At 30.8% G+C, this 18,664-nt stretch carries 18 protein-coding genes and 1 pseudogene; 17 read left to right on the top strand and 2 right to left on the bottom strand.

The features are described from left to right. The first annotated feature begins 141 nt into the window (after window positions 1-141). The 10 genes from ACU68U_RS03545 (at window position 142) to ACU68U_RS03500 (ending at window position 8,279) form a co-directional block, all read left to right on the top strand. The gene (locus ACU68U_RS03545; RefSeq protein WP_135100604.1) at window positions 142-267 is read left to right on the top strand and encodes an erythromycin resistance leader peptide; all 126 of its coding nucleotides are present in this window, start codon (window positions 142-144) and stop codon (window positions 265-267) included. Between the two features lie 57 nt (window positions 268-324). Next, on the top strand, window positions 325-1,056 hold the full coding sequence (erm(A), locus tag ACU68U_RS03540) for a 23S rRNA (adenine(2058)-N(6))-methyltransferase Erm(A) (protein WP_019108019.1): 732 nt from the start codon (window positions 325-327) through the stop codon (window positions 1,054-1,056). A 216-nt stretch (window positions 1,057-1,272) separates the two neighbouring features. Next, window positions 1,273-1,797 carry a phosphotransferase gene (locus ACU68U_RS03535; protein WP_001176020.1) on the top strand — a complete coding sequence of 175 codons (525 nt, stop codon included), beginning with the start codon at window positions 1,273-1,275 and terminating at the stop codon, window positions 1,795-1,797. A 45-nt stretch (window positions 1,798-1,842) separates the two neighbouring features. Beyond that, window positions 1,843-2,232: a cytidine deaminase family protein gene (locus ACU68U_RS03530; protein WP_001041171.1), complete on the top strand. Its 390-nt coding sequence runs from the start codon at window positions 1,843-1,845 to the stop codon at window positions 2,230-2,232. Then, complete coding sequence (locus ACU68U_RS03525; RefSeq protein WP_019108018.1) at window positions 2,223-2,915, top strand: MBL fold metallo-hydrolase; 693 nt, start codon at window positions 2,223-2,225, stop codon at window positions 2,913-2,915. The genes ACU68U_RS03530 and ACU68U_RS03525 overlap by 10 nt, the downstream gene beginning before the upstream one ends. 468 nt (window positions 2,916-3,383) lie before the next feature. Next, window positions 3,384-4,451 carry an ATP-binding protein gene (locus ACU68U_RS03520; RefSeq protein WP_154272871.1) on the top strand — a complete coding sequence of 356 codons (1,068 nt, stop codon included), beginning with the start codon at window positions 3,384-3,386 and terminating at the stop codon, window positions 4,449-4,451. Further along, complete coding sequence (locus tag ACU68U_RS03515; RefSeq protein ID WP_156850259.1) at window positions 4,444-6,678, top strand: S8 family serine peptidase; 2,235 nt, start codon at window positions 4,444-4,446, stop codon at window positions 6,676-6,678. Before ACU68U_RS03520 ends, ACU68U_RS03515 begins: the two co-directional genes overlap by 8 nt. 86 nt (window positions 6,679-6,764) lie before the next feature. Continuing rightward, on the top strand, window positions 6,765-7,004 hold the full coding sequence (locus tag ACU68U_RS03510) for a hypothetical protein (protein WP_154275594.1): 240 nt from the start codon (window positions 6,765-6,767) through the stop codon (window positions 7,002-7,004). A 19-nt stretch (window positions 7,005-7,023) separates the two neighbouring features. Next, entirely contained in the window at window positions 7,024-7,440 is a 417-nt protein-coding gene (locus tag ACU68U_RS03505; protein WP_154275595.1) for an Abi-alpha family protein, read from the top strand. An 8-nt stretch (window positions 7,441-7,448) separates the two neighbouring features. Then, entirely contained in the window at window positions 7,449-8,279 is an 831-nt protein-coding gene (locus tag ACU68U_RS03500; protein WP_241673573.1) for a hypothetical protein, read from the top strand. Between the two features lie 14 nt (window positions 8,280-8,293). On the opposite strand, the pseudogene ACU68U_RS03495 reads toward ACU68U_RS03500, so the two are convergent. Together ACU68U_RS03495 and ACU68U_RS03490 are read right to left on the bottom strand one after the other, a co-directional pair. Beyond that, window positions 8,294-9,625, bottom strand: a pseudogene (locus tag ACU68U_RS03495) (relaxase/mobilization nuclease domain-containing protein). A gap of 1 nt (window position 9,626) precedes the next feature. Beyond that, a complete protein-coding gene (locus ACU68U_RS03490) occupies window positions 9,627-9,983 on the bottom strand; it encodes a plasmid mobilization protein (RefSeq protein WP_036755837.1) in 357 nt (118 codons plus the stop codon). A gap of 292 nt (window positions 9,984-10,275) precedes the next feature. Here ACU68U_RS03490 and ACU68U_RS03485 point away from each other — a divergent pair, with 292 nt between their 5' ends. The 7 genes from ACU68U_RS03485 (at window position 10,276) to ACU68U_RS03455 (ending at window position 18,484) form a co-directional block, all read left to right on the top strand. Next, window positions 10,276-10,872 (top strand): TetR/AcrR family transcriptional regulator, encoded by a 597-nt coding sequence (locus ACU68U_RS03485; RefSeq protein ID WP_004827281.1) that lies wholly within the window; start codon window positions 10,276-10,278, stop codon window positions 10,870-10,872. Between the two features lie 4 nt (window positions 10,873-10,876). Beyond that, complete coding sequence (locus ACU68U_RS03480; RefSeq protein ID WP_446762768.1) at window positions 10,877-12,595, top strand: ABC transporter ATP-binding protein; 1,719 nt, start codon at window positions 10,877-10,879, stop codon at window positions 12,593-12,595. Continuing rightward, complete coding sequence (locus ACU68U_RS03475) at window positions 12,588-14,324, top strand: ABC transporter ATP-binding protein (RefSeq protein ID WP_002834855.1); 1,737 nt, start codon at window positions 12,588-12,590, stop codon at window positions 14,322-14,324. The genes ACU68U_RS03480 and ACU68U_RS03475 overlap by 8 nt, the downstream gene beginning before the upstream one ends. A gap of 364 nt (window positions 14,325-14,688) precedes the next feature. After that, complete coding sequence (locus tag ACU68U_RS03470; RefSeq protein WP_002834854.1) at window positions 14,689-14,898, top strand: SHOCT domain-containing protein; 210 nt, start codon at window positions 14,689-14,691, stop codon at window positions 14,896-14,898. Between the two features lie 59 nt (window positions 14,899-14,957). Beyond that, entirely contained in the window at window positions 14,958-16,520 is a 1,563-nt protein-coding gene (locus ACU68U_RS03465; RefSeq protein ID WP_446762767.1) for a recombinase family protein, read from the top strand. Further along, window positions 16,513-16,929, top strand: coding sequence for a recombinase family protein (locus ACU68U_RS03460; RefSeq protein ID WP_446762766.1), 417 nt, complete (start codon window positions 16,513-16,515; stop codon window positions 16,927-16,929). The genes ACU68U_RS03465 and ACU68U_RS03460 overlap by 8 nt, the downstream gene beginning before the upstream one ends. Next, window positions 16,922-18,484 (top strand): recombinase family protein, encoded by a 1,563-nt coding sequence (locus tag ACU68U_RS03455; protein WP_004835127.1) that lies wholly within the window; start codon window positions 16,922-16,924, stop codon window positions 18,482-18,484. The genes ACU68U_RS03460 and ACU68U_RS03455 overlap by 8 nt, the downstream gene beginning before the upstream one ends. Window positions 18,485-18,664 lie beyond the last annotated feature (180 nt).

Genomic DNA, 18,664 nt, shown 5'->3' with positions numbered 1-18,664 from the left:
AAATAGGGCATTTGACAGATGACATTTGATGTTTCGGTATTAAAAATCCATAGGGTGAGGTAGATTAGCACAGAACTTTATTGAATAGAGAAATTAAAAGTGATATAATCAGTTGCATAAGGAGGAGTTAAATATGTGTACATGTATTGCAGTAGTAGATATTACTTTATCTCATTTATAATGAAAAAAATTAAAGGAGGTAAAGGTATGGGTATGTTTTCTATATTTGTTATTGAGAGATTTAATTATCAACCAAACCAAAAATAATTGGTTATAATGAGCTCTTAAGATTAGTTCATTATAACCGGCAAGGAGAAGGTTATAATGAAACAGAAAAACCCGAAAAATACGCAAAATTTCATTACATCTAAAAAGCATGTAAAGGAAATATTAAAATATACGAATATCAATAAACAAGATAAAATAATAGAAATTGGGTCAGGAAAAGGACATTTTACCAAGGAACTTGTGGAAATGAGTCAACGGGTGAATGCTATAGAGATTGATGAAGGTTTATGTCATGCCACGAAAAAAGCAGTTGAACCTTTTCAGAATATAAAAGTTATTCATGAGGATATTTTGAAGTTTAGCTTTCCTAAAAATACAGACTATAAAATATTTGGTAATATTCCCTACAATATTAGTACTGATATTGTAAAAAAGATTGCTTTTGATAGTCAAGCGAAATATAGCTACCTTATTGTAGAGAGGGGATTTGCTAAAAGGTTGCAAAATACCCAACGAGCTTTAGGTTTGCTGTTAATGGTGGAAATGGATATAAAAATTCTTAAAAAAGTGCCACGAGCATATTTTCACCCTAAGCCTAATGTAGATTCTGTATTGATTGTACTTGAAAGGCATAAACCATTTATTTTAAAGAAGGACTACAAAAAGTATAGATTTTTCGTTTATAAATGGGTAAACAGGGAATATCATGTTCTTTTTACTAAAAATCAATTAAGACAGGTGCTGAAGCATGCGAATATTACTGATCTTGATAAATTATCCAATGAACAATTTTTGTCTGTTTTCAATAGTTACAAATTATTTCAATAAATTAAAAATAATTAAGCGTTCTCTAACTTTAAGAGAACGCTTAATCTTATTACATTGAAAAATGCATTCTATTATTTTCAATTATTATGATATAACATAACTATCATTTTACTTATTTGCATATTTGCACGAAAATATAGTTATCGACGACTATTCTGATAATAGCAACTAATATAGTCAATGATAACTCAAAATTTATTGATATAGTAGGTATATGTGCAACTAATTAGGGAAGATTTTAGTTTGCCATTTCTGAAACAGCTAAAACAAGTATTGCGTAAAGAATGCGCCAGTCTTCCCATGGACTTAAAATGCTTGCTTGGGGCACACATAAAACCCCTTGAACAATCTATTGACAGAGTTGAAGGACTGTCGGAGATTCTAAGACGAAGTAATCCTAAAATGGCCCTATGCCATACAGATATTCATAATTGGAACTTGATGCAACGGGATGAGCAGTTAGTTCTAATTGACTGGGAAGGCTTGAAATTGGCTCCAGTAAAAGCTGATCTCATGTTTTTTGTTGATAAGCCATATTATGATGTATTTATGAACATATACCTGAAATTACACAAAGATTTTTTAATCAATACGGATGCTTTGTTATTCTATCATATTAGACGTAAACTAGAAGATATATGGGAGTTTATTGAACAACTTTTATATGACAATCAAGAGGATAAGGAAAGAAATGAAACTATAAAAGTTCTTGATGGTGAACTGAATAACTTAGTGTTTTGAAAAAAGAATAACGTATTATTAAGCTAAATAATATTGGAGAAGAAAATGAATAAACAAGAATTATATCAAATTGCTTTTAGTATAATTAATCATAAAAAGTTACGGAACTTTGGAACTTCAGGGCATGTTGCGTGCGCGTTGGAGACAAATAGCGGTAACATCTTTACAGGAATATGCATTGACTTGCCCTGTTCTATTGGCTTATGCGCTGAACAGTCAGCTATTGCTGAAATGGTAAAGAACAATGAAACTGCAATCAAAAGGATTATCGCTGTATTTGAAGATGGGAGTATACTTCCACCATGTGGAAGGTGCAGAGAGTTTATTGCACAGATAGATAATCAAAATATAGAGACCCAAATTGTATTACCTGAAATGGAAGAAGTGTTGCTGAAAGATTTATTACCAGAAAGGTGGGATGGCAAATGGAACTGAAAAAGATAACTAGCAGGGTCTTTTATTATCCACATCAACCAGAAACTGATAGGCCTATGTTGGCATACTTAAATGGAGATAAAATTGCACTTGCCATTGATGCAGGAAATTCAGCAGACCATGTTGATGAATTTTATAAATCCCTAGAAATCGAGGACCTAAAGAAGCCAGATTTTACTGTCATCACTCATTGGCACTGGGACCATACCTTTGGAATGCATAAAATTCACGGATTGTCCATTGCACACCATAAAACCAACGAGTTTTTGAAACAGGAAAGAGCCAAACTATCTGACAGTGCATATATAAAATTTTTGATAAATGATGATGAGTGCCTAGCTAGAGAATATGTAGATAATAAAAGAATTATTGCCGTTCTATCGGATATCCAATTTGAAAAAGAGCTTACCCTTAATCTCGGTGGAATAACCGCAATGATTTTTCATACGGTTTCACCCCATTCGGAAGATACGGTGCTTATCTATATTCCTGAGGAAAAAATATTGTTCTTGGGAGATTCAACAAGCGAGGATTTCTACAATGATGGGTATATGGATAAAGAAAAATTAATGTCATTAACAAATTTGATAGAAAGTTTCGACTGTAAGTATTGTATTTTAAGTCATGCAGAGCCTCTAACTAAATCAGATTTATTAGATTACTTAAAATCCATTCTAAAATAATAATCCATGAGGTGTATTGATATGTTCCCGTCTACCGATAGCTCCAAAAACGCAGTGGATATGTTCCCGAGAACGGACACACTCAAATGACATTCATTCTATCCTCTCAAGCCACGTGGAAGCTATAGCGTTGATACAAAAGATGTAAATATAGAAATCCTGCATTTTAAGCAGTTTTATAAGCATTTTTTATTTGAAAAAAATGAAGAAGGATATGTAAAGAAGACTCAAAAAAACTACGTGGATGTAAGAGTAGTTCTGCAACTGGTATGAGGAAACACAAAAAATATAATTAACTCATTTTGTACTTTCTACAAGAGTGGCTTAAAAAGCTGCTCTTTTTTTATTAAGAAACGACAATATAAATTCAAATATATAAATATAAATATAAATACAAATATTTGTCCCGAAAGCATAGAAATGCGTCCCGATATTTGATATAATAAAGAAAATAGGAGGTATAGAAATATGAAAAAACAAAATGTTTTGAATTTAATAAAATACCATGTGGAAAGGAATGAAAATTCCTTTAGAAATGAGGCTATAGCAATAGCAAGATATTTTGATAGCATAGGAGATTATCAGTTATCTGAATATATTATGGGGTTAATATCTGAATCAAATTTATATTCACCACAAAGTAGTGATTTTGAAAGTGAGTTTTTAAAGCAAGTTGAAATAAGAAATTTAGAGGCTTTAAATTTACCGCTTGAAATAACAGAGGATATAAAAGGTATTATTAATGCTGTAAATCATAATGTTGGTATTAATAAATTTTTATTTGAAGGATTACCGGGAAGTGGAAAAACAGAAGCAGCAAAAAATGTTGCAAGATTATTGGATCGCTCTCTTTTTAGAGTGGATTTTGAAAATTTGATAGATAGTAAGTTGGGGCAGACCAATAAAAATATTATAAAAGTCTTTAAAGAAATAAATATGCTTCCAAATGCGAATAAAATAGTAGTTTTATTTGATGAGATTGACGTTATCGCTCTGGATAGAATTAATTCTAATGATATTAGAGAGATGGGAAGAGTAACATCTACAATTTTAAGAGAATTAGATAGATTAACAGACCTTAATAAAGAGATTGTACTTATTGCAACAACTAATCTATATTCAAATTTTGATAAAGCATTAATTAGGAGATTTGATGCTGTCATTAATTTCAATAGGTATAGTGATGAGGATTTAATAGAAGTTGCTGAATATTATTTTTCTTCATTCATCAAGAATTTTAAAGGAATATCCAAGGATACAAGATTATTTAAAAAAATATTAAAGACAGCAAACAAAATACCTTATCCAGGGGAATTAAAAAACATTATAAAAACATCACTTGCATTTAGCGATGTTGGTTCTGAGTATGATTATTTGAAAAGATTATACAGTAGCTTGATAGGAAGTTTGGATCAAAAGGATATAAACCAACTTCATGAAGAAGGATTTACTGTAAGAGAAATTGAAAAATTAAAAGGTGAGTCTAAAAGTGCAGTATCAAGAAAATTAAAGAAGGAGAAACTAGGTAGTGAATAATGTCTTGGAATTAAAAGGGAAACGCTTTATGCAAGCCAGTAAAAATGGTATGCGTGGTGGTGTAGCTATGAATGGGAGAGTGGAAGTCAGTACAGAGCATTTATTAAGATTAAAATCTCAACTAATCCAGATTAAAGAATTTTGGGATAAAGAAACAAAACCGTTTGAGGGTATTTTGGTTAGTGTTTATTATAATAAGATTGTTGCGAAAAGTAATCGAATTGCTGGACTTTTTAAAGGGACGTATTCTAATGAAGCAATTGTTGGAGCAAAATTTAATAGAGATAAGAGCAAACATATCATCACATATTTTCTTGATGAGTATGATTTGACTAAAAGTATAGAGTTGATTACAGATACTTCAAATATATTGTCTCAAAAATTTGAAGGAAAGATTAATAAGAGCATATTTGAAGATAAAAATATTGTCAATCCAAGAGTTTTTAAAGACTTCTCTGTGAGTATGTCAATATTTAAACAAGTGATTGCAGATGTATCATATATTGATTCTTTTGAGGTAGAGTTACCTACGATAGATGTAAAGCAGAGCATTATAACTTTGTATGACGTAAGAAAAGATACCAAATTATTATTTGAAAGACTAGGGATAGATATTTTAAGTAGCAGAATTTTAGATAATCAAACTGTTTACCTAGACGAAAAGCAGGTAGAACTACTTTTTGAAAAAGCACCTTATCTTGTTTCAATGGCAACCGTTGATTTGTCAAGGTTATCACCTGATGATTTTATCAATGAGTATCAAACAAAAATGGTGGCTATACCATCTCCAACTATTGAACCGACAATTGGGGTGATAGATACTTTATTCGATGAAAGTGTTTATTTTAGTGATTGGGTTGAATATCATGATATGGTTTCAGAAGATATACCTAAAAATCCAAAAGATTATAATCATGGGACGGCAGTATCTTCCATTATTGTTGATGGAGCAAGATTAAATCCTTGGTTGGATGATGGCTGTGGAAGGTTTAAGGTTAGGCATTTTGGAGTGGCGGTAGGCGCTGAATTTTCTTCATTTTCAATAATAAAGAAAATAAAGAGTATTGTAGTAAATAATTCAGATATAAAGGTATGGAATATTTCACTTGGTAGTAATCAGGAAATTAATGACAACTTTATTTCTGCTGAAGCTGCAACACTAGACAAAATTCAGTTTGAAAACAATGTAATATTTGTTGTAGCAGGAACAAATAAACCAAGTGCAGATATAGTAAAAATAGGATCTCCGGCAGATTCTGTTAATAGTATAGTCGTAAATTCAGTTAGTAAGAATGGTCTGTCTACTAAATATGCTCGTAAAGGATTAGTATTATCTTTCTTTGCAAAGCCTGATGTGTGCTATTATGGTGGCAGTGAAGAAGAGTACATTGGGGTTTGTGAACCTTTAGGGGCTGCGAGTGTTGCCGGAACTTCTTATGCTGCACCTTGGATTGCGAGAAAATTATCTTATTTAATTGATGTGTTAGGACTTAATAGGGAAGTTGCAAAAGCCATGATTATTGATGCTGCAAGAGGGTGGGATGAAAAACCGACTCCTGAGGAAGTTGCTTTATATGGGCATGGAGTTGTACCAATTCATATAAACGATATTATTCAAACAAAAGATGATGAAATAAAATTTGTGGTATCAGATATTAGTGAAAAATGGAATACTTATAACTACGATTTTCCAGTTCCTCTAAAGGATAATAAGTATCCATATATTGCTAAGGCTACGATGTGTTATTTTCCATTGTGTGATAGATTGCAAGGTGTTGACTATACAAATACAGAATTGAACTTGCATTTTGGTCGAATAGGAGATGATAAAAAAATCAAGGATATTAAGGGTGATAAACAGAATACAGAAGACACATTAGATGGAGAAAGAAATTATCTTTTGGAAGGTGAAGCCAGAAAACAGTTTAGAAAATGGGATAATGTTAAGTATATCGCAGAGAGTGCTACAAAAAGAATGATACCAAAAGACTCTTATAAAAATAAAAACTGGGGTATGGAAGTAAAGACAAATAACCGATTAGCTCCCCAAGATGGCGTAGGAGTTAGGTTTGGTGTTGTTGTAACACTCAAAGAAATGAATGGAGTTAATAGAATTGATGAATTTATCAGAAGTTGTACATTAAATGGTTGGTTAGTAAATGTAATTGATGTTGTTAATAGAGTAGATATTCACCAAAAAGTTAATGAAGAAATTAAGTGGGAATAGTATTTGTTTTTTTTACGCTATCGACAGTAAATGGAATGGTATGGAATATTTATAAAAATTATAGCAAGTATAAAAGGTGAAGAGATATGGAGAATCAAGATAAGATATATGAGATAGAAATTAACAGTTGTGGTATAGGAGGGAAGCTAAGTATACAGAATAGTAATAATAGAGTTTTAGCAAAAATTGGAGAGGCTTTATTAGATAAAATGAATTATTACAGATGGAATAATTCTGTAAAGTTTTTTGACAAGTATGAGCAGAAAAAAAACGAAAAGAAGTTCAATTGGCAAAGAAATACCATTGCCACCAAAATATTTATTTGAAATATTAGGTAATGCTTTTATGGAAGAAGAGGATGAAGTGCAAGATTTGTGGGATAATCTTCTTTCTAATTGGCAGTTTTCTGAAAATCGTACAGACATAGCAATGATGTATATAGAGATATTAAAAAATCTATCTAAAAATGAAATTCGTATTTTATCAGCGATTCATACCAGTTTAGATAGAAATAATCATAGGTATAACAAAAATTTTTACGTATATGGCAATGTTGTACGAGAACATCTTTGTTTGTCTAAAGAAGAATATGAATTGGCAATGCTTAATTTATTTAGATTATATTGTTGCGAAGGATTCCATCAAGAAATAACAGCAATGCATTTTGGTAACATAACGATTCAAACTAATGGATGCATTAAAAAAATTAGTATTACTGCATTAGGATATAAATTATTAGATATGATATTAGAAAAGGATTAGGGGGAGTGATGACTATGCTTGATACAATTATATATTGGTTATGGGGATTGGTAAAAGCAATACCTGAAGATATTATCAAGGGACTAATAGTATCATTTTTAATTTTACTTATAATAAAACTTGTTAACAAAATTAAATTTTTATCTTCTAAAATTAAAAATATCATATTAAAATTGTTTAATACGAAGATAGAAATATCTACTAAAACCACTTTTATTGAATCTCCAGATTATCGTTACACTACAATAAGACGAGCTGAAAGTGTTAGAAGTGAAAATTCTAATGACAATGATGTTTTTTTGCTATTCATTGCAGGATTGTTTGTAGCTTCTATAGTAGTTAGTTTTTTCAAAGAATATGTAGATTATATTTCTTTGTTTTTAAAGTGGTTTGGACTTATTCCACTGATGATATGCATATTATTTTTATTTGTTATATCTATTAGTCAAGAAGTTCAAAAAATTACAGTTAAATTCATCGCAGTTTCAATAGTTGTTTCTGCATTGACCTTATATTATGGACTTAATCTTAAAGAAATGGCGAAAACAATGAGTGCAACAATAACAGATGGAAGAAATCTTTTTGCATCGGTATATAAAATTTTTGGCGTATTTATAGGAGTCATACAACAGTTAATATCTTATATATTATTGCTTAGAGTAATAAGTGTTTATATTGATAGAAAAAAGAAAAAACCGATACAATCAGTACGTCGTTTCATTGCTAAAACAAAACAATTTGAATCAGTTATGTTCCTTAGCATTATAGTAATATTTTTGTCAATTTTATCATACACATTTACATTAGAAGCTGTTCATAAATTTCTATTAAAGCAATAGGCAGATTTAATAGTCTATATCTCCATCTTCCCGCACATGTAAATTCCATAGTTCTTTCGTATTTGACAAAGCTCATCCATAGCAGTTTTTGTAGAAGAGTACCATTGCATAAGGGTATTCTTTTTTTCTTGCAATTTATCAAGTTTAGTCAAAATATCTTTTGAATTTGGCAGCTTAGAATGGGATTTTTTAAGCTCTGAAATGGCAGTTTCGTATAGAACAATTTGGAATTTATATTCCTCATAAAATGCCTTATCTGGTGGTTTTGCTTTATATTCTTTGTAGTAGGCTAGATATTTTTTAAAAGTATGAATTTGTTCCATCGTATTAGAAAGTAGCTGCATATTCTTATCAATTTCTTTGATTTTATCTTGTAAGTTCTGTCTTTATTCAGCACTTTTCTTGATGTATTCATCAAGCTATTTGACAGTGTTAATGCCTTGTTCTATTATGAAAATAACTGACTCAGCCATTGCATTTAGGTTATGTTTTGTTGGCCAATATTAATAGCCTTTGATTTCTTTCACTTTGACATTGGTATTCATATTGATAACATTTTAGATTCGTTTTTTGACAGGTGAGATTTTAATAGCTTGATTTTATGTAATTTAATCTTTTAAATTTTCCTAGGTATAATCTTCTCTGATAGTCTTTGCTCTTGTAAATTTTTGTTTGTCTTTATGGCGAAAAGCAATGTGTTTACCAAACTTAATTTCATAATCAAGAGATTTCATATTTTCTAAAAATTCTTCCCACGAGTTAGACTTATTAATCATTCTGTCTATATCAAATTGTAGTTTAGACTTCCAAGAATTTCCTTTCTTGTTTAGGTCATATTCGTACCAAGATTTACCTGCAGTTTTATATTTTCTTTTGTAAGCTTCATAATATTCATCAATGACTGAAAGCTTATTTTCTTTACATAATTCGTCACTTTGATACCTGATTTTATGGTAAGATTTTTTATTAGATTGGTAGCACTTACCAGTCTTATAATTAACGTTATTAAAAATAATATGGTTATGGATATGTCCTCTATCTATATGAGTTGCAAGAACAAATTCATAATCTTCTTTTAAAATTTTCTTACATAATTCCATTCCAATTTCGTGAGCTTTTATAGGATCAACCTCTCCTGGTAGAAAAGATTGGATTAAATGTCTAGCCAAAACTGTACCTTTAGTATCATTATTTTTTCGTGTTTTCATAAATTGAATATGGGCAGTAGATGGGTGACATTTAAATGAAGATACCAAGATTTTTTCATCAGTTTTTTCACTCTTAGTTATATAATCTATTGCCAAATTTAGGGTTGATTTTATAGGATGTATTTTTGTAATTGCCATACTAATCACCAGAACCTTCTTTTGATTTATTAAGAAGTAGGGAATGGATCTGCCATATTTCTCTTGATAATTTTTCTATCTGCTTATTCATAGATTCAATTTCATTCTTGTAAATAACACCAGTTGTATTAGTAGCTTTTGCAATCTGGTTTATATTATTTGTTGCATTTGAAAGTAGCCATTGTAGGTTTCTGAATGGTTCTAAATCTACAACATAAATTTCTTTTTCTAAGACACATTTTCTAAGAAAGTGGGACATAGTTTTGCAATTAGCAAGTTTCATTTTTTTTTCAAAAACTTCTTTTTCTTCTTTGGTTAGTTTTATTTCTATTCTTTCATTTCTAAATCTATTTGCCATTTTATTCTCCTTTATAAAATATATTTCGGGGTCTTAGGGCTCTCCCTAACAAGGTAAAAATTAAAAAAATGGAGCATTCCGTAAAGGTTTGCTCCATTAATTTTTTCGTAAGTGTCCGTACACTTACTGTGCTTGCTATTAAAGTTATAAGCGTTAAGCGTTTATTCAGTTTTATTAATTATACCGCATTTAAAGAAATTAATAAAGAAGTATAAGCGAAGCTATTGACAATGATTATCAGAGTTGATACAATAATACCGACAAGAGTGTCGGTTTGGAGGTTATTTATGAAATGAAAATGGAAGCTGATGAAAGAAAAAAGCAGATTAGACAAGCAGCTATTAAAGTCTTTTTGGATAAGGGATTTAGAAATACAGTTATGAATGACATTATGGAAGCTACTGGGCTTTCTAGAGGTGGCTTGTATCATCATTATGGTTCTACGCATGAAATCTTATACGACATTATGATGGAAGGTAATTTAAATAGAAAAGATATTATTCAAAAATCAATTTATGATGAAGGATTAATATTAAGTCCACAGTTGTTTTCAAGAATGATTATAGACAAGATACTTGCAGATAATGATTATGTAAAGCTTTATGTTATGTTTTTATGTGAGTTAAAAGAAAATGATGATCTGAAAGAATTATATGTGAAAATAAAAAAAGAGTCCATACAAGTATTTAAAGAATTGTTTTCTACTTTGTTTAACGTGTTACCTTCTGATGAAACATTTGAATTTATGATTAATATTATGAATTCTGGATTGATGGCTTGCGAAATTTTGAATGCACGTGAGAATTTTACAAAAAATAAGATATATCTAACTGAAATGATAGAGACTTATTTTATAAATGTAATGAAAAAAGATGATGAAAGGAGTTAAATTTATGGATCTATTAAAAAAATACATTAAGAGAAATAAAGCACCATATTTTATTTCTGTCTTGTTTGCAATACTTGGAGTAATTTCAAATCTTTTTGTATATATTATTCTAAGTAAGATGATTATATCATTAATTGATGGTAGCCAAGATTTTTATTACTATATAAATAAAATTTTCTTGATACTTTCATGTCTTATAATCAAAGAAGTGTTTATGTTTTTGTCAACAATGATTTCTCATAAAACAGCCTATAAAATAATACGAGATATAAGAAAAAGCCTTATGGAAAAATTATTTAATATGCCATTAGGAGATATATTGAATGAATCTACTGGTAAGTTAAAAGACATAATTGTAAATCAAGTCGATAATACTGAAACAACATTGGCTCATATGATACCTGAGATGACAGCTAATTTAATCGGACCTATAATATTATTTGTTTACATGTTAATTTTAGATTATAGACTAAGTTTAATATCTTTAATTCCATTAGTTATTGGTGGATTTTTTATGACAGGGCCGATGAAAAGAATGAAGGTAAAGTTTCCACAAGCAGTTAAAATTGGCCAAGATATGAATAATTCCGTGGTTGAATATATAAATGGAATAGAGGTTATTAAAACATTTAATCAAGGCGAAAAATCTTATAGAAAATACAGGGACAATGTGTATAAAAAGGCAAATTACTATTATGATTGGATGGGAGAAAATACAAGAGACTATGCGATAAGTATGTCTATTGCTCCAGTTGGTATTTTGACAATTATACCATTTGGTTTATATTTCTGTATGAATGGTTCACTAGATGGTGGTGTATTTTTAACATTGATAATCCTTTCTTTTGGGACTATCCAAAATATTATGAGAGTAATGACTTTTGAAGATGATATTGGAAGAATGTCAACTATTTTCGAAGAGATTAAAAATATACTTTCTGCGAGAGAATTATCTCATAAAAATGAAAATTTGGATATAAAAAATTATAATATAGAGATAAAAAACGTAGATTTTTCTTATGAAAAAGATAAGCAAGTCCTAAACAATATAAATATAAATATAGAAGAAGGAAGTGTGAATGCTTTAGTAGGCGAATCGGGTTCGGGAAAGTCGACTATTGCAAAACTAATTTCAGGATTTTGGGATGTAGATAGTGGTTCTATAAGTATAGGAAATGTAAATATTAAAGATATGTCCCTTGAAAAGTTATCTACTGTTATTTCCTATGTAGCACAAGATAATTTTCTTTTTGATATGTCAATTAAAGATAACATCAGAATAGGAAATAAAAATGCTAGTGATGAGGAAATAATTGAAGTATGTAAGAAAGCAGCCTGCCATGATTTTATAATGAAGTTGTCAGATGGATATGATACAAGAGTAGGAGAAGCTGGTAAACATTTGTCTGGAGGAGAAAGGCAAAGAATATCAATTGCAAGAGCTATGATAAAGAATGCTCCAATAGTTATTTTAGACGAGGCTACCTCTTATATCGATCCTGAAAATGAAGCCTTAATTCAAGATGCAATATCAGAACTGGTCAAAGGGAAAACTCTAATTATAATTGCCCATCGTTTAAAGACAATAACAGATGTAGATAATATATTTGTAATTAAAAATGGAGAACTTTCATGTAAAGGAAGTCATGAAGAGCTTTTGAAGGAATCAAAAGATTATCACGATCTTTGGGAAACTGCCTTGAAAGGAGAAGAAAATGCTTAGTGTTTTTAAAAAAATATGGAATTTTTCTATTGAAGAACAAGTGTATATAAAAAAATCAATCTTTGCTAATTTTTTCGGTTCTATTTTTAATGCTCTACAATTTGCAGCCATTTATTATGCGATTTTTGGGATAGTAAACAAGGATATAAGCTTTAAAACAATAGGAATATCAAGTTTATTTTTATTAATTAGTATAGCCGGAGTAATTATTTCAAAAAATTCCTCTATGCTCAAACAAACACATGCCGGATATTTTATGGCTGGACACAAGAGAATTGAATTAGGTGAAAAAATAAAAAAAGTTCCCATGGGATTCTTCTCAAGTTTAAGTTTAGGAAATTTAACAACTATTGCGACTACTAACTTAGATAATGTAGAGACTTGGGTTCCAACTTTGTGTATTATGGTTTTCGGTGGCATGCTTAATGCTATTGTTTTTATCTTATCCTTATTTTTGTTTTCTTATAAGGTAGGTATTGTAGCAATAGTTGGGTCTATTGTATTTTTGTTGATTGTTGCTCGTATGCAAAAAAAGTCCAGTAAAAATGCGGATAAGATTCATGAGATTCAGGTATCACTTACCAAAGAAGTCTTATCAACATTGCAAGGAATGCAAATTATAAAATCATACAATCTGAGAGGAAGTAATAATAAAAAACTTGACAAAAGCTTTGATGGTGCTAGTAAATATTCTTTTGATTTAGAAAAAACTATAATGCCATATAGTTTATTAGCTAAAATCATAATAGCTATAACAATTTGTTTGATGTTATTTATATCAATAAAATTATATTTTGTTGAAAACAGTCAAATAGTCAATACTATTATGATACTTATAGCAAGTTTTGTAATATTTGATGGGCTTATAACATCTGGCTCTGCTATGGCTATGCTAAGAATGGTTGAGAATGCATTAGATTCTTATTCTTATGTAAATGATATGGAAGATATGAAAGAAGGAAGTATTACAGAGCCAATAAAAAATCACAACATAGTCTTTAAAAATGTATCATTTTCCTATGATGATAGACCAATTTTAAAAAATGTATCAGCAGAGATAAAAGAAAATACCATGACTGCCATAGTTGGTCCATCAGGATCTGGTAAGACCACATTTTGTAATCTTATTGCAAGATTTTGGGATGTAAATTCTGGCGAAATTTTAATAGGTGGAAAGAATATTAAGGACTATAAGATAGAAAACTTAATGAATTCTATTTCCATGGTATTTCAAGATGTATATCTCTTCGAAGACACTATTGAAAACAATATAAAATTTGGAAAACAAAATGCAAGCCATGAAGAAGTAGTTCAGGCTGCTAAAAAAGCAAGATGTCATGAATTTATAGAAGCTTTACCAGAAGGATATAACACTATAATTGGAGAAGGTGGAGCAAGTCTATCAGGTGGAGAAAAACAAAGAATCTCAATTGCAAGAGCTATGCTAAAAGATGCAGACATCATAATCTTTGATGAAGCCACAGCAAGTATAGATCCAGAAAATGAAGATAAACTTAAAGAAGCAATAGAATCATTAACAAAAAATAAGACAGTAATTATGATTGCCCATAGACTAAAGACAATAAGAAATGCAGATAAAATCTTAGTCTTAAAAGATGGAGAAATAATAGAACGTGGAAATCACGAAGAACTGATTAAAAATAATGGACTTTATTCTGACCTTATAAATGCAAAAGCTAAGGCGGAATCATGGAAATTAAATAATTGATTAAACGATAGATAATGAGACTGGTATTAGGCTAGTCTCTTTTTTTTTTTGACCTATCAACACTTTTTAATAGAGGTGTGGATTTACATAAGATACTAATTTAAAAAGCCAATCAATTAAATTGCATCAAAATAGAGAGGGTTAGTACACGCTTTAAAGAGCGGGACAATTACTTTAAAACTACTATTATTCATGAAGTAATTATCGTTGTTCTCTTTTTATTTAATCTGTCTATTTCAGTATTTATATTAATGGCAATAAACTTTACTCAAAAACACTTCCTTTGTCCTAAGGAATATAGAGGAAAGAAAACTAAGGTTAAAAATAGCCTTAATTTCTTTGCCTGTGACATAGGAGGTGGAGTATGAGAGTAGAAAAGCTTGAAAGTGAAAAAGAAGTTATAAAGACTGAATATACAGAAAGGGATTTAAAGGCAGAGCTTAATTTCTATCTATCAGATAAGTTCATCCAGGATCTCTTTCTTTTAGATGAAATTAGCCATGAAGAATATAGAAAAATTAGAAGAGAAAACATTAAAAAATTTAGCCCTATTCTTTCAGAATTATTGCTATAAGACTTGATAAATACTCACTTGTACGGGAATATAGCACTAGCAGAAAGGAGGTTGAATGGATGAAAAAGATAACAAAAATAGAAGCGAATCAAAAAGAAGAATCTATATTAAGAGTTGCTGCCTATGCAAGAGTATCGACAGATGAGGAAGCTCAGCTTGTGAGTCTTAAAACACAAAAGGCACACTATGAAAAGATGATAGCAGAGAACAAGTCATATACTTTTGCAGGTCTATACTTTGACGAAGGCATAACTGGAACAAAGAAAGAATGTAGGGATGGACTTCTAAAAATGCTAAAAGACTGTGAAGACGGGAAAATAGACTTTATCCTAACTAAATCCATCTCAAGACTTGCAAGAAACACAACAGATTGTTTGGAAATCGTAAGAAGACTCCTTGACCTAAATATTGGTATCTATTTTGAAAAAGAAAACATTGATACCAGGACAATGGAAAGCGAGTTGATGTTATCCATACTTTCATCCCTTGCAGAAAGTGAGTCCAGGTCTATATCAGAAAATAACAAATGGTCCATAAAGAAAAGATTTCAAAATGGAACGTTTATTATATCAAGCCCACCCTATGGCTATGAGAACATAGACGGAAAGATGGTAGTGAATGAAGTAGAAGGAAAAATAATAAAAGAAATATTTGAACAGTATCTCTCAGGTAAGGGAACTCACAAAATAGCAGATGACTTAAATAAAAGAAAGATTAAAGGACAAAAAGGAGCAAGCTGGCATGGTTCGACTATAAACGGCATCTTAAAAAATGAAAAATATACAGGTGATGTCATCTACCAAAAAACTTATACAGACGATAGTTATAAGAGACACAAGAATAAGGGAGAAGAAGACCAGTATAAGATTATTGATAACCATGAAGCCATTGTAAGTAGAGAGGATTTTGAAAAAGTACAAGACCTAATAAAGATAAGGGCTATAGCAAAAGGAAATGGAGAAAACACCAAAAGATATCAAAATAGATATAGCCTATCGGGGAAAATCAAGTGTGGCGAGTGTGGTTCAACCTTTAAAAGAAGGCATCACTATAATGGAAAAGAAAAATATATAGCTTGGACTTGTAGTGAGCACCTAAAAGATATTCATAAGTGTTCCATGAAGTTTATTAAAGACAAGGACATAAAACTAGCATTTGTGACTTTAGTAAACAAGCTAGTCTTTGGAAAAGATAGTATCCTTACACCGCTTTTAGAATCCTTAAAGAGAGTGGACAGCAAGGGAGAAGTTGCTAAGATAAATAAAATAAAAGAAGGCTTAGAAAAACTAAAGGAAAGAAAAGAGGTTCTAAGCAAACTAATAACTTCGGGCGTTTTAGATGCAAGTATTTACGCAAAAGAAAGCAGTGAAATTTCAAGTGAAGAAAGTTATCTACTCAAAGAAAAGGAAAGAAGTAAAAAAGCCATCCTTGGAAATGATGAAGAAATAAGAGAACTTGAAAAACTAATAGGAATTTTAGATAAAAGTAAAATGATAGATCACTTTGAAGGGGACTTGTTTGAAGAAATCATTGACCACATTCAAGTTGTCAATAGAGAGACTCTTGATTTTCATTTAAAGTGTGGACTTGTACTAAGAGAGGAAGTGAAAAAGGATGTCTAGGTTATGCTATGGCTATACCATAAGAGACGGAAGATTAGAAATTCAAGAAAAAGAAGCGGAAAATATAAGAAAAATCTTTAAAAACTATCTTGCTGGAAATGCCCTTATAAAGTCGGCAGACCTTGCAGGCTTGAAGAAAAACAGCTCCAGTGTCAAAAGAATGTTGACTAATGAAAAATATTTAGGAAATGAAATCTATCCCAAGATAATAGATAGAGAGAGTTTTGAAAAGGCAGGTCAAATGTTAAAGGAAAGGGCAGTAGCCATGGGACGAGTTTGGGAAAAGGAAGAAGAGATTATTAAAGTTCCTTGTAAGTTTAGATATAAAGAAGAAGGAGTTTTACCACTAGAACCCTTTGAACGAGCAAGCCACCAGTACAATTTAATCGAGGTGATAGATGATGAATAACAAGGTCATAGTCATACCAGCGAAAAAGAAAAAAGGAAATTCCATCAAGGAATCAGAAAAGAAGAAACTGAGAGTGGCAGCCTATGCGAGGGTATCAACAGATAGTGATGAGCAAGCAACTTCTTATGACACGCAAGTAGACCATTACACAAATTATATAAAGAGAAATCCAGATTGGGAATTTGCGGGAGTTTTTTCTGATGAAGGAATCAGTGGAACTTACACAAAGAAAAGAGCTGGCTTTAACAAAATGATTGAAGAAGCCATGGAAGGAAATATCGACTATATCATTACAAAGTCCATATCGAGGTTTGCCAGAAATACACTAGACTGCTTAAAGTATATTCGTAAACTAAAAGAAAACAACATCCCAGTCTATTTTGAAAAAGAAAACATCAACACCATGGATGCCAAGGGAGAAGTTCTCCTTACCATTATGGCATCTCTTGCTCAACAGGAAAGTCAGTCTTTATCACAAAATGTAAAGTTAGGCTTTCAATATAGATTTCAACAAGGGCAAGTCCAAGTAAACCATAATAGGTTCTTAGGCTATACAAAAGACGAAGACGGAAAACTTGTCATCGTTCCTGAAGAGGCAAAAATTATAAAAAGGATCTACAGAGAATATTTAGAAGGAGCAAGCCTAAGAGATATAAAAGAAGGGCTTGAAAAAGATAAGATAGTAAATGGAGCAGGAAATAAGAAATGGCATGTGTCAAACCTCAATCAAATATTAACTAATGAGAAATATATGGGGGATGCTCTCTTACAAAAGACTTATACAGTGGATTTTCTAAATAAGAAAAGAGTAAAAAATGATGGAATAGCACCTCAATATTATGTAGAAAATAACCACGAAGCCATTATACCTAAAGAAATCTTCATGCGAGTTGGAGAAGAAATGTACAGACGAGCTAATATGGTAAGTGGCAAAGGGAAAAGAAGAATTTATTCCAGCAAATACGCCCTTTCAAGTATTGTCTATTGCTCTAAATGCGGAGATATTTACAGGAGAATAGCATGGAACAACAGAGGGAAAAAATATACAGTTTGGAGATGTTGTACAAGAGTAACCCATGGGCCAGATGCCTGCCATGCTAGAACTATTAAGGAAGAAGACCTACAAGAAGCAGTCGTAGAAGCCATCAATAAACTTATATCTGAAAGCAATGAATTAAAAGAAATAATAAAAGAGAATATAGAAAAAGCCATCACAGGTGATGGAAGTAGTGGAATAGAAGAAATAGACAAAGAAATGTTGAAAGTGCAAGAAGAACTTTTAAAAGTTGCCAATGCCAAGAAAGACTACACAGACCTTGCAGGCAGAGTGGAAGAATTAAGGAATGAAAAAGAAAAGATACTTCTAGATTTAGCGGAAGAGAAGAATGAACAAAGCAGGCTAAAGGAATTAGAAGAGTTTTTAGATAATCAGGAATTGGAAATAGAAAGCTACGATGAAGACTTGGTAAGGAAACTTGTAGATAAGGTAGTTGTATATGATGAGGAACTAAAGATAGTGCTCAAGTCAGGAGTTGAAGTCAATGTATGTGTATAAACATCTTGACTTTCAAATATAACATGTGCTACAATATAACTAAGTTATATTTGAAGAAAGACTAACTATTAAAAGTCAAGAGGTGAAACAAAGAAAATATAAGTAATGATATTGATAAAAACTGAATAAAAATAAGCATGAAAAAGCACCCTAAAGTTTAAGATTAAAAATAGGGTAAGT

This window comes from Finegoldia sp. P3-F-LR, assembly GCF_052932165.1.
This window is presented reverse-complemented; position numbering and strand designations above follow the sequence as displayed.

Excerpts from the sequence above, each read along its gene's own strand:
- ACU68U_RS03545 (WP_135100604.1), top strand. The coding sequence starts at position 142 with ATGTATTGCAGTAGTAGATATTACTTTATCTCATTTATAATGAAAAAA.
- ACU68U_RS03530 (WP_001041171.1), top strand. The coding sequence starts at position 1,843 with ATGAATAAACAAGAATTATATCAAATTGCTTTTAGTATAATTAATCAT.
- ACU68U_RS03525 (WP_019108018.1), top strand. The coding sequence starts at position 2,223 with ATGGAACTGAAAAAGATAACTAGCAGGGTCTTTTATTATCCACATCAA.
- ACU68U_RS03520 (WP_154272871.1), top strand. The coding sequence starts at position 3,384 with ATGAAAAAACAAAATGTTTTGAATTTAATAAAATACCATGTGGAAAGG.
- ACU68U_RS03510 (WP_154275594.1), top strand. The coding sequence starts at position 6,765 with ATGGAGAATCAAGATAAGATATATGAGATAGAAATTAACAGTTGTGGT.
- ACU68U_RS03505 (WP_154275595.1), top strand. The coding sequence starts at position 7,024 with ATGGAAGAAGAGGATGAAGTGCAAGATTTGTGGGATAATCTTCTTTCT.
- ACU68U_RS03500 (WP_241673573.1), top strand. The coding sequence starts at position 7,449 with ATGACTATGCTTGATACAATTATATATTGGTTATGGGGATTGGTAAAA.
- ACU68U_RS03490 (WP_036755837.1), bottom strand. The coding sequence starts at position 9,983 with ATGGCAAATAGATTTAGAAATGAAAGAATAGAAATAAAACTAACCAAA.
- ACU68U_RS03485 (WP_004827281.1), top strand. The coding sequence starts at position 10,276 with ATGAAAATGGAAGCTGATGAAAGAAAAAAGCAGATTAGACAAGCAGCT.
- ACU68U_RS03480 (WP_446762768.1), top strand. The coding sequence starts at position 10,877 with ATGGATCTATTAAAAAAATACATTAAGAGAAATAAAGCACCATATTTT.
- ACU68U_RS03475 (WP_002834855.1), top strand. The coding sequence starts at position 12,588 with ATGCTTAGTGTTTTTAAAAAAATATGGAATTTTTCTATTGAAGAACAA.
- ACU68U_RS03470 (WP_002834854.1), top strand. The coding sequence starts at position 14,689 with ATGAGAGTAGAAAAGCTTGAAAGTGAAAAAGAAGTTATAAAGACTGAA.
- ACU68U_RS03465 (WP_446762767.1), top strand. The coding sequence starts at position 14,958 with ATGAAAAAGATAACAAAAATAGAAGCGAATCAAAAAGAAGAATCTATA.
- ACU68U_RS03460 (WP_446762766.1), top strand. The coding sequence starts at position 16,513 with ATGTCTAGGTTATGCTATGGCTATACCATAAGAGACGGAAGATTAGAA.
- ACU68U_RS03455 (WP_004835127.1), top strand. The coding sequence starts at position 16,922 with ATGAATAACAAGGTCATAGTCATACCAGCGAAAAAGAAAAAAGGAAAT.